The sequence below is a fragment of the Methylobacterium sp. XJLW genome (assembly GCF_003254375.1).
GTDB lineage: Bacteria > Pseudomonadota > Alphaproteobacteria > Rhizobiales > Beijerinckiaceae > Methylobacterium > Methylobacterium fujisawaense.
In genome coordinates, this window is sequence record NZ_CP016429.1 from 2,127,094 (window position 1) to 2,138,939 (window position 11,846).

The 11,846-nt window shown below is 70.1% G+C and carries 10 protein-coding genes; 4 read left to right on the forward strand and 6 right to left on the reverse strand.

What is annotated here, in order from left to right; translation table 11 throughout:
- Window positions 1-52 precede the first annotated feature (52 nt).
- Window positions 53-1,828, reverse strand: coding sequence for a glucan ABC transporter ATP-binding protein/ permease (locus tag A3862_RS09810; protein WP_111473555.1), 1,776 nt, complete (start codon window positions 1,826-1,828; stop codon window positions 53-55).
- A 283-nt stretch (window positions 1,829-2,111) separates the two neighbouring features.
- Here A3862_RS09810 and A3862_RS09815 point away from each other — a divergent pair, with 283 nt between their 5' ends.
- Together A3862_RS09815 and A3862_RS09820 are read left to right on the forward strand one after the other, a co-directional pair.
- Complete coding sequence (locus tag A3862_RS09815; RefSeq protein ID WP_043384792.1) at window positions 2,112-2,885, forward strand: motility protein A; 774 nt, start codon at window positions 2,112-2,114, stop codon at window positions 2,883-2,885.
- 42 nt (window positions 2,886-2,927) lie between these two features.
- Window positions 2,928-3,761, forward strand: coding sequence for an OmpA/MotB family protein (locus A3862_RS09820; protein ID WP_043759624.1), 834 nt, complete (start codon window positions 2,928-2,930; stop codon window positions 3,759-3,761).
- Between the two features lie 36 nt (window positions 3,762-3,797).
- Here the strand turns inward: A3862_RS09820 and A3862_RS09825 are convergent, their stop codons facing one another.
- On the reverse strand, window positions 3,798-4,292 hold the full coding sequence (locus tag A3862_RS09825; protein WP_043384797.1) for a CAP domain-containing protein: 495 nt from the start codon (window positions 4,290-4,292) through the stop codon (window positions 3,798-3,800).
- Window positions 4,293-4,496: 204 nt separating this feature from the next.
- Here A3862_RS09825 and A3862_RS09830 point away from each other — a divergent pair, with 204 nt between their 5' ends.
- Window positions 4,497-5,519 carry a diguanylate cyclase domain-containing protein gene (locus A3862_RS09830; protein WP_043759623.1) on the forward strand — a complete coding sequence of 341 codons (1,023 nt, stop codon included), beginning with the start codon at window positions 4,497-4,499 and terminating at the stop codon, window positions 5,517-5,519.
- Here A3862_RS09830 and A3862_RS09835 read toward each other — a convergent pair whose 3' ends face one another.
- Window positions 5,520-8,267: a DUF3772 domain-containing protein gene (locus A3862_RS09835; protein WP_043759622.1), complete on the reverse strand. Its 2,748-nt coding sequence runs from the start codon at window positions 8,265-8,267 to the stop codon at window positions 5,520-5,522.
- Between the two features lie 509 nt (window positions 8,268-8,776).
- Here A3862_RS09835 and A3862_RS09840 point away from each other — a divergent pair.
- A complete protein-coding gene (locus tag A3862_RS09840) occupies window positions 8,777-9,325 on the forward strand; it encodes an HNH endonuclease (RefSeq protein WP_043346385.1) in 549 nt (182 codons plus the stop codon).
- Between the two features lie 16 nt (window positions 9,326-9,341).
- Here A3862_RS09840 and A3862_RS09845 read toward each other — a convergent pair whose 3' ends face one another.
- The 3 genes from A3862_RS09845 to A3862_RS09855 form a co-directional block, all read right to left on the reverse strand.
- Window positions 9,342-9,584: a hypothetical protein gene (locus tag A3862_RS09845; RefSeq protein WP_043759621.1), complete on the reverse strand. Its 243-nt coding sequence runs from the start codon at window positions 9,582-9,584 to the stop codon at window positions 9,342-9,344.
- Window positions 9,585-9,615: 31 nt separating this feature from the next.
- Window positions 9,616-10,560, reverse strand: coding sequence for an outer membrane protein (locus A3862_RS09850; protein WP_043759620.1), 945 nt, complete (start codon window positions 10,558-10,560; stop codon window positions 9,616-9,618).
- A gap of 252 nt (window positions 10,561-10,812) precedes the next feature.
- A complete protein-coding gene (locus tag A3862_RS09855; protein ID WP_043346381.1) occupies window positions 10,813-11,787 on the reverse strand; it encodes an outer membrane protein in 975 nt (324 codons plus the stop codon).
- Window positions 11,788-11,846 lie beyond the last annotated feature (59 nt).

The following is an 11,846-nucleotide window of genomic DNA, read 5'->3' on the forward strand; positions in this document are numbered from 1 at the left end:
CCTCCCCGCGAGGGGAGGCGGACGGCGTGCGCGCAGCGGCGCCCGGGCAGCCTCACGCGGCCAGCGCCAGCCCCTCGTCTTCCTCCGCCTCCGCCGCCATGAACTGGGCCCGGGCGAGCTCGGCGAAGCGCCCATTCTGCCCCACCAGCTGGTCGAAGGTGCCGGCCTCGACGATCCGGCCCTCGTGGAACACCAGGATGCGGTCGGCGTCGCGGATCGTCGCGAGGCGGTGGGCGATCACGAAGGTGGTGCGGCCCTCCATCACGGTCTCCAGCGCGCCCTGGAGCTTGCGCTCGGTGGCCGCGTCCAGCGCCGAGGTCGCCTCGTCGAGGATCAGGATCGGCGGGTTCTTCAGGAGCGCCCGGGCGATCGAGAGCCGCTGGCGCTCGCCCCCCGAGAGCGACCGGCCGCGCTCGCCGATCACCGTGTCGAGCCCGGCGGGCTGGCGCGCCATGAAGGCGCTGGCCTGGGCGCGCTCCAGGGCATCGAGCATCTCGTCATCCGTGGCGTCGGGGCAGCCGACCTGCAGGTTCTCGCGGATCGAGCGGGCGAACAGCATCGGCTCCTGGAACACTACGCCGATGTTGTGGCGGAGGGACGACAGGCCGACGTCGCGGATGTCCATCCCGTCGATGCGGATCGCGCCGGCGGCCGGGTCGAAGCTGCGGTGCAGGAGGCCGAGCGTCGTCGACTTGCCCGATCCGGTGGTGCCCACCAGCGCGATCGTCTCGCCGGGCTTCGCCGAGAACGAGACGCCGTCGAGCGCCTGACGCCGGCCATCGTACGAGAAGGCGACGTCCTCGAAGGTGACCTCGCCGGCAAAGCGCGCCACCTGCCGGGCCTGCGGCCGGTCGGCCACCGCCGGGACGGTGTCGTAGATCTCGAAGAACTCGGCGATCTTGGGCGCCTGCTGGAACAGGCCGTTGACGAAGCCGACCACGTGGTCGAGGCGCGCCACGAAGGCGGTGGCGAGGCTCATGAAGGCCACGACCTCGCCCACCGTGGTGGTGTTGGCCTGATAGAGCCAGATGCCGGTGACGAAGATCGCCGTCATGGTGATGGTCGCCGAGGCGCGGGTCGCCACGTTGGCGAGCGCCCACCAGGACAGGACCGGGATCTGCGCGGCGAGCAGGTTGGTGATGATGCCGCGCATCGCGTCCTTCTCGGCCTTGGCGCGGGTGAAGGACTGGATCACCGCGACGTTGCCGAGCGCGTCGGACGCGTGGGCGGCCAGCCCCGAATTGAATTCCTCGACCTGCCCCTGGAGCGCCTCGGTCCGGCGCATCACGAAGGTGGTGAGCGCCGTGAAGGCCAGCACCAGCACCACCAGGATCGAGCCGAGCTGCCAGTTGATCAGGAGGGTCATCGGCAGGAGCACGCCGAGCGAGACCAGGGCGACGAGGTGGTCGCGGAAGAAGCCGAGCCACAGCCACGCCATGCCGTTGGTGCCCTCCAGCATCGCCTTGAGCACCCGGCCGGAATGGTTGGCCGAGTGGAAGGCGAGCGGCAGGTCGAGGACGTGCTCGAAGTAGCTCGCCATCGACGACAGCCGGTTGCGGTGGGCGAGCCGGTCGGCGTGGAGCGCGATGAACACGCCCGCCGCGATGGTGAAGAAGCCGAACGCCACCCAGGCGGCGAGCAGCGGCAGCATGGTGCCCATGGCGTCGCCGCCGCGCTTGAGATGGGTCAGCTGGTCGATGATCCGCCCCATCAGCAGGGGCTCGGCGAAGGCCGCGATCGCCAGGACGACGTTGGTTGCGGCCAAGCCTATGGCCAGCCGACGCTCCGCCTTCAGGAAACCCAGGACCCGCCCGTACAGACGAACCATCGTACCGCTCCGCCACCCCTGGCGCGGCCCGTGTGACCCGGGTCTCACGCCGTCTTTGACGGGTTCGCACGGCCGGCTTCAGCGCCGAATCCGGGTCAAACCCCTCTTGGGAAACGGGTATGCCAGCGCCCGCCTGAACGGGCGATGACGGACTGATACAGGTTCGAAACAGTCGCCTTTACGGTCCGTTCAGCCCGATGCCCTAGGCTCGGCGCGGGCCGCCTGCGTCGCGGATGCGAGCGCGGTGCAGCTCTGTCCGGAAAGCCCGTCGGGTCATCGTCCCATGGATCTCGCAACCGGTGTCGGACTGCTGGGCGGCGTCGGCGTGGTGTTCACGCTGATCATGATCGATGGCGGCAACTTCGCCGCCTATTTCGACAAGCATGCGGTCATCGTCATCTTCGGCGGATCGGTCATGGCGACGATCATCCGCTTCCCCTTCGCCACCATCGCCCACGGCCTGCCGATGGGCCTGCGCTACGCCTTCACCATGCGCGCGGTGAGGCCGCACGACCTCATCGAGGAGATCACCACGATCGCCGAGGTGGTCCGCAAGAGCGGGCCCATGGCCCTGGAGAACGTAGAGATCTCCGACCCCTTCCTGGCGCAGGGGGCCCGCTACGTCGCCGACGGCTACGACCGCGAGTTCATCCGCGACACGATGGAGCGCGACCGCGACAACTTCCTCATGCACCTCGACGAAGGCTCGAAGATCTACCGCGCCTTCGGCGACTGCGCCCCGGCCTGGGGCATGATCGGCACGATCCTCGGCATGGTGACGATGTTCGCCAACATGTCCGATCCCTCGAAGCTCGGCCCTGCCATGGCGACCGCGCTTCTGGCCACGCTCTACGGCGCGCTCATCGCCAACCTCGTGGCCCTGCCGATCGCCGACAAGCTGCACGTGAAGCTGGAAGAGGAGGACGTCTCCCGCTCGCTCATCATCGACGGCATCCTGATGATCCGCGACCAGAGGAGCCCGACCCTCGTCCGCGAGATGCTCGTCGCCTACCTGCCGCACCACCACCGTGGGTCGTTCGAGGAGGCGGCCGCGTGACCGCCCGGACAGCCCCGGCGGAGCGCCCGCGGATGGCATGACATGGCCAGGAAGAAGCGCGGCGGCGCGCATGGCGGCCACGGCTGGTTCGTCACCTTCGCCGACCTGATGGCGCTGCTGATGAGCTTCTTCGTGATGATCGCCGCGTATTCGACGCAGGACCAGAAGAAGATGCAGATGGTGGCGGGCTCCATGCGCGACGCCTTCGGCGTGAACACGGAGTCCAAGTTCGCCGGCATCATCGAGACCGACGGCCTACCGGCCGCCGACCACGTGAAGCACCTGCGCGACATCCCTCCCGAGCAGGCCACCGACCGGACCACGCCGCCGCGGCTCGACAAGAGCAGCGAATTCGGCCTGACCGACACCGGCGAGCCGGAGAATTTCGGCCTCGCGGCCGCCTCCCTGCGGCAGGCCCTGCAGAGCCTGCCGGACTTCGCCGAAGTGTCGAAGAACGTCGTGATCGCCCGGACCGAGCAGGGGCTCGACGTGTCGATCGTCGACCAGGACGGGCGCTCGATGTTCCCGGAAGGCTCGACCCGGCCCAACGACCGCACCCGGCGCCTGCTGGAGAAGCTCGGCCCGGCCCTGCGCCAGATGCCGAACCGGATCGCCGTCACGGGCCACACCGCCACGGACCGCCCCGGCCGGCGTCCCGCCGCGCCCCCGTGGGACTTGTCGGCGGGCCGCGCGGTCAGCGTCCGGGAGATCCTGGCCGGCGCCGGCGTTCCGGACGACCGGTTCGCCACGGTCGCCGGCAAGGCCGACACCGAGCCGATGTTCCCCGATAACCCCTACATGCCCGCCAACCGGCGCGTGACGGTGACGCTGCTCAAGGAGGCCCCGCCGGTCCCGAACGTGAAGGGATTGCCGTGAGGACGCCGCGGCGCCGGGCCCGCCGGTCAACCGCTTCTATCGGGCGGTGAGCAGCGCCCAGTAGACCTTGTACTTCGAGCCCGGGGCGTAGGCGGTGGCGATTCCCATCCGGGTCGCTTCGGGCGCCAGCATGGTGGCGTCGTGGGGCGGGCTCTCGCGCCAGCCGGAGAAGGCTTCGGCCAGGGTGTGGTAGCCGGCCGAGAGGTTGGCGTTCACGTTGGCGTAGCCGAGCCGTTCCACGGCGGCCTTGACGGTCTGCGCCCGGCTCGGCCGGTCGGCCAGGGCCATCGCGGCCGCCTCGGCCTCGGCCAGACGCTGCAATTCGGGATCGACCGTCAGGGGCGGCGCGCCGCGGTTGCGGCGGTAGGACGAGATCATGTCGCGGGCCGCCGCGACGTCGATCTGCGCGCTGTTGCTGGCGAGGGGCAGGTAGATGCTCGGCAACGCCGCGGTGCTCGGCGCCTGGGTGGCGCAGCCGCCGAGCAGGGCTGCCGCGGTCAGCGCCGCCGAGCCCGTCGCGCGCCCCAGCATCCTGCCCGTGATCCGGCCGAGCCCGCGCCCCGCATGCCGACCGTCCCGATCGCGTCTCGTCACGACTTACCCATCCCTGCGACGGTCGAGCCGCCCCGGCGGCATATAGGCGCTGCCGGGCCGTCGCGCATCGGACGATTAGGGCTTCCTCAAAGACCTGTCGTCTAAACGTGCACCGACCTCACGACCGAGCGTTCCCTGACCATGCTGGAGACGCCCCGCGATCGCGCCGTCGATGGGCCTGCCGGCCCGTCGGCCCAGGCCGAATCGGCCACCGATCCCGACGCCGCGGCGACGCTCGCGTTGCAGCAGGCGATCATCCGTGCGCAGGCCGGCCTGCTGGCGCGTCAGGAGCGTTCCCTGGCCGCCGCCGGGACATGGCTGTGGTCGTGCCGCCTGGATGACGGCGCCCTCGATTGGTCCGGGGGAGTCCACGATCTGTTCGGCATCCCCCGGGGCGCGGCGCTGCACCGCCCGCGGATCCTGGAATTCTACGAGCCGGCCTCGCGGCGGCTGCTGGAGTCGATCCGCCGCCGGGCCATCGCCGGGCACGCGAGCTTCCGGCTCGATGCCGAGATCCGCACCGCCTGCGGCCGGCCGCGTTGGATCCGGATCCGCGCGGCGGTCGAGACCGAGGGCGGACGGCCAGCCCGGCTCTTCGGAACCAAGCAGGACGTCACCGAGGAGATCGCCCGGCTGGCCGAGCTGAGCCGGCGCGCCGACCGCGACCCTCTCACCGGACTGGCGAACCGCCACGCCTTCGAGGCGCAGTTCGACGCCGGATCGTCCGGCGCCGGACCGGATCCCCTCGGTGCCCTGATCCTCATCGACCTCGACGGGTTCAAGCCGGTCAACGACCTCCATGGCCATATCGCCGGTGACCAGTGCATCCGGCGCTCCGCCGCGCGGCTCGCCGCCATCTGCCGGGACGCGGCCCTCGTGGCGCGCATCGGCGGCGACGAATTCGCCGTGCTCCTGCGGGCGCCCGTGGATCTCCGCGCGCTGGCGGAGTGCGGCCGGCGCATCGTCGCCGCCCTGAGCCGGCCGATTCCGTATCGCGGACAGATGGTGCGGATCGGCGCCTCCGTGGGCATCGCCCTGGAGGTCAAGACCGGCATCGCGACGGGCGGCAGCCGGACCCGGCTGTTCGAGCGGGCGGATGCGGCGCTCTACGCCGCCAAGGATGCGGGCGGGAACGCCGTCCGCATCGCCGTCGGGAGCGGCTAGTCAGCCGCCTGCGCTCCGCAGGCTGCGGTCGCGCGGAACCCGGGCCGAGTCGCCCCCCTCCGGGACATCCGTCGGCTGGATGAAGCGGCTGGCGATCTCGCCCATGGCGCTCTGCATCGTGTCGAGGCCCTGCACGGTGACGATGCTGGAGCCGGGCCCGAGCGGCGGGATGAAGCCCGCCTCCGAGAGGGTCGAGAACACGGAGAAGTTCAGGTCGGTCACCACCTTCTGGCCGAGGCTCACGTCCACGATCCAGACGAGCAGCTCGAATTCCAGGAAGGGATCGCCGATCTTCTTGAACACCACCCGGGGCGCGGGCTCCTTCAGGACGTCGGAATGGCCCTGCGCGCAGGCCGCGATCATCTCGGCCGCACGGACCGGGTCCTGGTTGCGCAGGACGCTGACCGTGATGCTGACGCGCCCCGTCCGGTCGCCCCGCACCCGGTTCTTCACCACCCCGGAGATCAGGTTCGAGTTCGGCACGATCACGGCCGAGCGGTCGAAGGTCTGGATCTCGGTGGAGCGGACCGAGATCCGCTTCACGATGCCCTCCTGATCGCCGATCACCACCTGGTCGCCGACCCGGATCGGGCGCTCCCACAGGAGCAGCAGCCCGGAGACGAAGTTGTTGACGATCGACTGCAGGCCGAAACCGATACCCACCGACAGGGCGCCGGCCACGATGGTGAGCTTCTCCAGGCTCAGGCCCAGATACGAGAAGGCGAGCGCCAGCGCGATCAGGAAGCCGCAATAGCCCGCCACCGTGGTGATCGAGTTGCGCAGGCCCGCATCGAGGTCCGTGGCCGGCAGGTAGGTGTTCTCCAGCCAGCGCTGCACGCCGCGGGTGATGAACACGCCGACCACCAGGATGCCGATCCCGAAGGCGATGCTGGAGAGCGAGATCGTGACGTCGCCGACCTTGAAGCCGAAGAAGGCCTGCCGGACCGAGGAGACGATGTCGGTGGAATCCAGGCCCCAGGGCGCCAGCACGAGGATCGCGGCCGCGAGGAACAGGACGAGCCGGGCGGCGCCGGTCGCCAGGACAGAGATCTGGTTCAGCGAGCGCTTGCGCAGGCCCGTATTGGCCTGGAGCGTGGTGGCGAGCCGGGTCTCGTCGCTGAGCGCGCGGCCGACGAAGATGTCGACGCTCTGGACCAGCAGGTAAAGCAGGACCAGGACGCTGGCGTCCCAGATCAGCTGGTCGATCAGGAACGCCGCGAAGGCGACGTAGCCGACCAGCGCGCCGAGCCCGATCAGCGCCACCGCGGCCCAGCCGAGCAGCCGCGCCGGCCCGCCGATGCCCGTGGTGGTCTTGGTCGGCACGTAGGGGCCGAAGCAGGCTTCCTCCTCCTGCTCGGTATCGGCGAAGCGGTGGAGGCCGACAGCCAGGATCAGGGCCGTGGCGACCGCCCCAATGCCCCGCGTGGCGATGGAGATCGGCAGGGCCGCCGAGATCCCGGAATTCAGGGCCTCCACGGACTTCACCACGGTGATCACCGTGGCGATGCCGACCGCGAGCCGGGTCAGGCGCGTGGCCGCCGCGTCGCTCACCGGGGCCGGCCGCCACGCCGGCTTCTCGGGGCTGAGCAGCCCGTCGCAGAGGGCCTCCACGAAGGCGATGAAGGCGAGCCCCCCGAGGATCGCGGCGGCCACCGGCAGGAGCCGGGACGGCAGCAGGTTGGTGGCGTCCAGCGCGTAGTAGACCGCGTAGGACCCGGCCACCGCCGGTACCGTGCCGAGCAGGATCACCCGCCAGGCGGCGAGCATCACGGCGCGCCGCGACGGATCGGTCCGGGCGGCGTCCCGGCGGGCGCCCTTGGGGGCGATGTTGCGCCGGCCGAAATACAGCGCCACCGAGATCCCGAAGGCGAGCCCCAGGAACAGCAGATTGGTGAGGCTGCCGTTGCGCGAGAACAGCAGCCCGATATCCGAGACGGCGCTCTGCAGGGCGCGCGTGTCCCGGGGCACGTCGCCCATCACCTTGGTCCAGAGGCCGGGGCCGACCAGGGGCTGGGAGCGCTGGAGCAGGTCGCGGGTGAAGGATTCGCGGCGGCGGTTCGAGACCCTGTCGACGATCTGATCGCCCTGCACCACCAGGGCGCGGGCGAGGCGCTGGGTCTCGTCGATGCGGGTGACGGCGGCCTCGCGCTCGCCGCGCTCGGCGGCGACATCGGCGCTCTCCTGGGTGTCCTTCGGCTTCGGACCGAGCTGGGCGAGGCGCTCGCGCGCGGCCTCCAGCGGCGCGTCGAGCCGGGTGACCAGGGTGCGGATCTCGTCGGTGACCGTGACGGCGCTGTCGCGGATGGCCGTGAGGTCGGCCACCGTCAGGTCCGTATGCCCGAGCTGCTTCTCGCGGGCATCGAGCTCGGCCTTGGCGGCGTCGAGCTTGGCCCGGACCTTCTTGAACTGCTCGGGGATCTCGGCCTTGGCGGCCGGCGGGGCTGCGGGCTTCGCGTCGGACGGCTTCGCGTCGGACGGCTTCGCGCCGGTCGCCTGCGCGTCGGGCGCCTTCGTTTCGGGCGCCTTCGTGTCCGGCGCCTTGCCGTCCGCGGGCTTGGCCTCGGGCGCGGGCTTGCCGTCCGCGGGCTTGTGATCCGCGGGCTTGGCGGCGGGCGCCGGATCCTGGGCGAAGGCCGGCAGGGTCAGGGCCGCCGGGGTTGCGAACACCAGCACGGCGAACAGAACGAGCAGGCGGGACAGGCGCGACGCGCCTTCCGGCTTCCGGATCCGCGCTGGGATATGATGCATGAGCAACCTCTCGTCGGGCGCACGGCGGCCGGCCGGGGTCCGGCATCGGCGAATCGGCGGCGATCGGGGACCGGGCGGGCCTCCTGGCGGCCGGGCGCTCTGGGCGAGCAATAGGGCGAAAGCGTGCCCCTGCCCACCCCGGCGCCGGATCCGGGGCCGGACGGCCGCTGTGGGTGCGTCCCCGCGGCCCATCCGGAAAAGCTTCACAAGGGTGTCACGCTGGGATTAGATGAACACCTGATGGACAGGGCCTTTTCGTCGCTACGCGAAAGGGCGCGGCCGGTGGCGATGCCGGCCCGGCCCGGCCGCGTTCCGGATGCTACCGCATCGACCGGCGCCCCCGCGCGCCGGCCCGCCGCCCTGTTGTTCCCTCCGCCTCTCCCGTCAAGCCGTCGCTCCGCGCGCCGGCTCGTCCTGCATCGGCCGCGGGCCGGTTCGGACGGGCCGGCGGGGCGGCGGCCTGGTCCCGCGCGTTCTCCGCGCCAGAGCTAGTCCGAAGAGTCGCGCCGATGATGGATCTCCAAACCCTCGTCCTCAACGCGGATTATCGGCCGCTCTCGTACAATCCGCTCTCCCTCTGGTCGTGGAAGGACGCCTTCACGGCCCTGTTCCTCGACCGCGTCACCCTGGTGGCGAGCTACGATGTCGAGGCACGGTCGCCCTCGCGCTCCCTGCGGGTTCCGAGCGTGGTGGCGCTGAAGAACTACGTGGCGCTGGCCCGCAGCCCGGCCTTCACCCGCTACAACATCTACCTGCGCGACGGGTTCAGCTGCCAGTATTGCGGCCTGCGGCTGCCCTCGGGGGGCCTGACCTTCGACCACGTGGTGCCGCGCTCCCGGGGCGGGCTGTCGAGCTGGGAGAACGTCGTGGCGGCCTGCTCGCCCTGCAACCTGCGGAAGGCCAACCGCACGCCGGCCGAGGCGGACATGCCGCTGATGACCGAACCCCGGCGGCCGACGCGCTACGAGCTGCACCACCGGCAGCCCGAGTTCGACCACCGCCAGTACCATCACACCTGGCTCGATTACCTGTACTGGGACAGCGAGCTGGAGAACTGAGCGCGGCCCGCGGCCCTTACCAGACGGGCTCGCGGCGGGGCGGCTCGTTGTACATCGGGACGTTGGGGTTGCGCGGCAGGTAGTCCCGTATCAGCACCGGCGGCGGGACGGCCGGCACCGGCCGGACCCGCACGACGCGGCGCGTCGGGTGATGCGCCCCGCGGCGCTCCGCGAAGGCCGGCCCATGGACGAGCACGAGACCGGCGAGCAGCGCGGCGCGCGACGTCAGGGGCCACAGCCTCAAGGGACGGTCAGTCATGGTCAGGATCCGGCCGTTGCGGGAGGCGTGATCAGAACTTCACGGCCGCGCCGCCCCGGACGGTGTTCAACTCTGCCTTGTGGCCGTTGAAGTCCTGGAACTGCACGTACTGGTACTCGCCGCGCACCAGGATGTTGGGCGTGATGGCGTATTCCAGGCCGAAGCCGAGGGCGACGCCGCCGATGGTCTTGGTCCGCGCATTCGCCGTCAGCGTCGTCGGCGCGTACGGGATGGTCTGGATACCCTGCCCGGCCGGCGTCGAGCGGTTGAGGGGGAAATTCGGATTGAAGCTCGCGTAGCCGTGATTGTAGACCGCCGCGGGAAGCCCGGTCGTCAGGGCCTGATTCGCCGCATAGGTCGTGGCGCTGTAACCGTAATTCTGGACCGCCACCGTGTCGTTGATCGTCACCTGCCCGATCGCGGCGCCGGCTGTGACGTAGGGGAGCAGGTTGCCGAACGCGTAGCCGGCCCGGGCTCTGATGCTGCCGTAATCGTCGATGCGTGTGTTCGACGTTCCGGACAGATTCACGGTTTCAGAGTTGCCTCCGGATGTGGTCATGATGCGGCTGATGCTGTTGGTCGACCAGCTGTTCTGATTCGTGTGCGTGTAGTCGGCCTCGATACCGAGGACGATGTCGTCGAACTGCACGTTGAACCCGGCGAAGGCGCCGAAGCTGGCACCGTGCGTCCGGGTGCCTGGCAGCGACAGGAATTTCGAGACGCTGAATTCGTTTTCGATATCGCGATAACTGAAGTAATTCGCCAGCGTGGACTGCATCGCGTCGCGCTGTGCTAATCCACCCGAGGTATACCCCCCGTGGCCGCCCAGATACACGCCGCTCCAGTCGACCACCGGAGCCGGGACCGGATCGTAATCGGCGCCGCGCAGGTAATCGTAGTCCAGATCGGCGGCGCGGGCGGTGTTCACGCCGCAGAGACCGAGAACCGCCAGCAGCGGAAAGGTGACGGTACGCATCGGGATCGTCCTGGGACAGCAAGAGACGGCAGCGGATCGAGCCTCACCCCGGTGATACGTCGGTAACCTTAATTCTCCGTTGCTGAACACGATGACGGATTTCCAATCCGGAGATCGCAATCCCGGCGTGACGCGTCGGGTATCGGCGGCGTTCAGGCCCGGATCGACCGGAACGGGGCGTGGAAACGCGAAACGGCGCGGAGAGCCTCCGCGCCGTCATCGCCTGTCGGTGGGATCGGGACCGAGGCCCGATCAGTACTTGCGCACCAGCGGGCCGGGGATCGGCTCCGGCATCAGCGGCGGCAGCGGGGCCGCCACGAGGCCGCCGAGGTAGTAGCGCAGGCCGATCTTCACATCGTGCGCCTCGATGTCCTTCACCTTGATCGCCTGCAGGCTGCCGGTGCAGCACGGCACGAAGCCCGGTCCCGTCTCGGCCTTGCCGAGGTTCAGGTAGCGGTAGGCCAGTTCGATCTTCAGCGCGTCGGTCACGTTGTAGGCGAGACCGGCATGGAGCGCCCAGGCGAAGCTGCCGGTCGTCTTGTCCTTGTAGAACTTGCTGCCGCTGTTGGTGTTGTACACCGCGTTGCCGTTCGGGTCGTAGACCGGGGCGTACGGGATGCAGCCGCAGCCGGCATTGGTGTAATCGTAGGCGTAGGTCGGGCTCGTGAACTGCTGGTTCGTCGAGTAGCTCGAGACGTGGTTGAAGGCGTAGCCGACGCCGCCGCCGATGAACGGCGTGATGCCGTACCACGTGCCGAGGTCGAAATAGGCGTTGGCGAGCACCACCGCGGAGTCGAAGTTTCCGCTCGACTTGTTCACGCCGTACGACCCGAGCCCGTTGTCGAAATCGGGGCCCTTGTAATACTCGCTGCCGCGCAGGCCGGTCGAGTAGCGGTACTCGCCGGTGATGTCGCCGCGCAGGAACGGGGTGAACTGGTAGCCGACGCCGACGCCGGCAAAGCCGCCGCCGCCGATCGTGTTGCCGAAGGCGCGGTTGGCGTCCGGATAGCCGGTGTAGTCGTAGGCGTCGCTGTAGCGCGGACGGGTGTAGATGCTCGCGCCCACGTCGCCGCGCAGGTACCAGCCGCCGCCGACCTCGATCGGCGGGGGCGGGGGCGGAGGCGGCGGCGGAAGCAGCAGATCCGCGGCCGCGGCGAGGCAGGGCGCGCCGACGCTCGCCGCGAGCGTCAGGCTACGCACCAAAGCGTTCAGCTTGGAGCGGGCCATGGAGATTCCTTCACTGGACTCGTGAGCCGGACGCGCGGCGCGCGGTCCCGGGGTACGCA

Coding starts and splice junctions, on each gene's coding strand:
- A3862_RS09825 (WP_043384797.1), bottom strand. CDS start 4,292: ATGCTGGGGCGCGCGACGGGCTCGGCGGCGCTGACCGCGGCAGCCCTG.
- A3862_RS09820 (WP_043759624.1), top strand. CDS start 2,928: ATGGCCAGGAAGAAGCGCGGCGGCGCGCATGGCGGCCACGGCTGGTTC.
- A3862_RS09830 (WP_043759623.1), top strand. CDS start 4,497: ATGCTGGAGACGCCCCGCGATCGCGCCGTCGATGGGCCTGCCGGCCCG.
- A3862_RS09855 (WP_043346381.1), bottom strand. CDS start 11,787: ATGGCCCGCTCCAAGCTGAACGCTTTGGTGCGTAGCCTGACGCTCGCG.
- A3862_RS09815 (WP_043384792.1), top strand. CDS start 2,112: ATGGATCTCGCAACCGGTGTCGGACTGCTGGGCGGCGTCGGCGTGGTG.
- A3862_RS09810 (WP_111473555.1), bottom strand. CDS start 1,828: ATGGTTCGTCTGTACGGGCGGGTCCTGGGTTTCCTGAAGGCGGAGCGT.
- A3862_RS09835 (WP_043759622.1), bottom strand. CDS start 8,267: ATGCATCATATCCCAGCGCGGATCCGGAAGCCGGAAGGCGCGTCGCGC.
- A3862_RS09840 (WP_043346385.1), top strand. CDS start 8,777: ATGATGGATCTCCAAACCCTCGTCCTCAACGCGGATTATCGGCCGCTC.
- A3862_RS09845 (WP_043759621.1), bottom strand. CDS start 9,584: ATGACTGACCGTCCCTTGAGGCTGTGGCCCCTGACGTCGCGCGCCGCG.
- A3862_RS09850 (WP_043759620.1), bottom strand. CDS start 10,560: ATGCGTACCGTCACCTTTCCGCTGCTGGCGGTTCTCGGTCTCTGCGGC.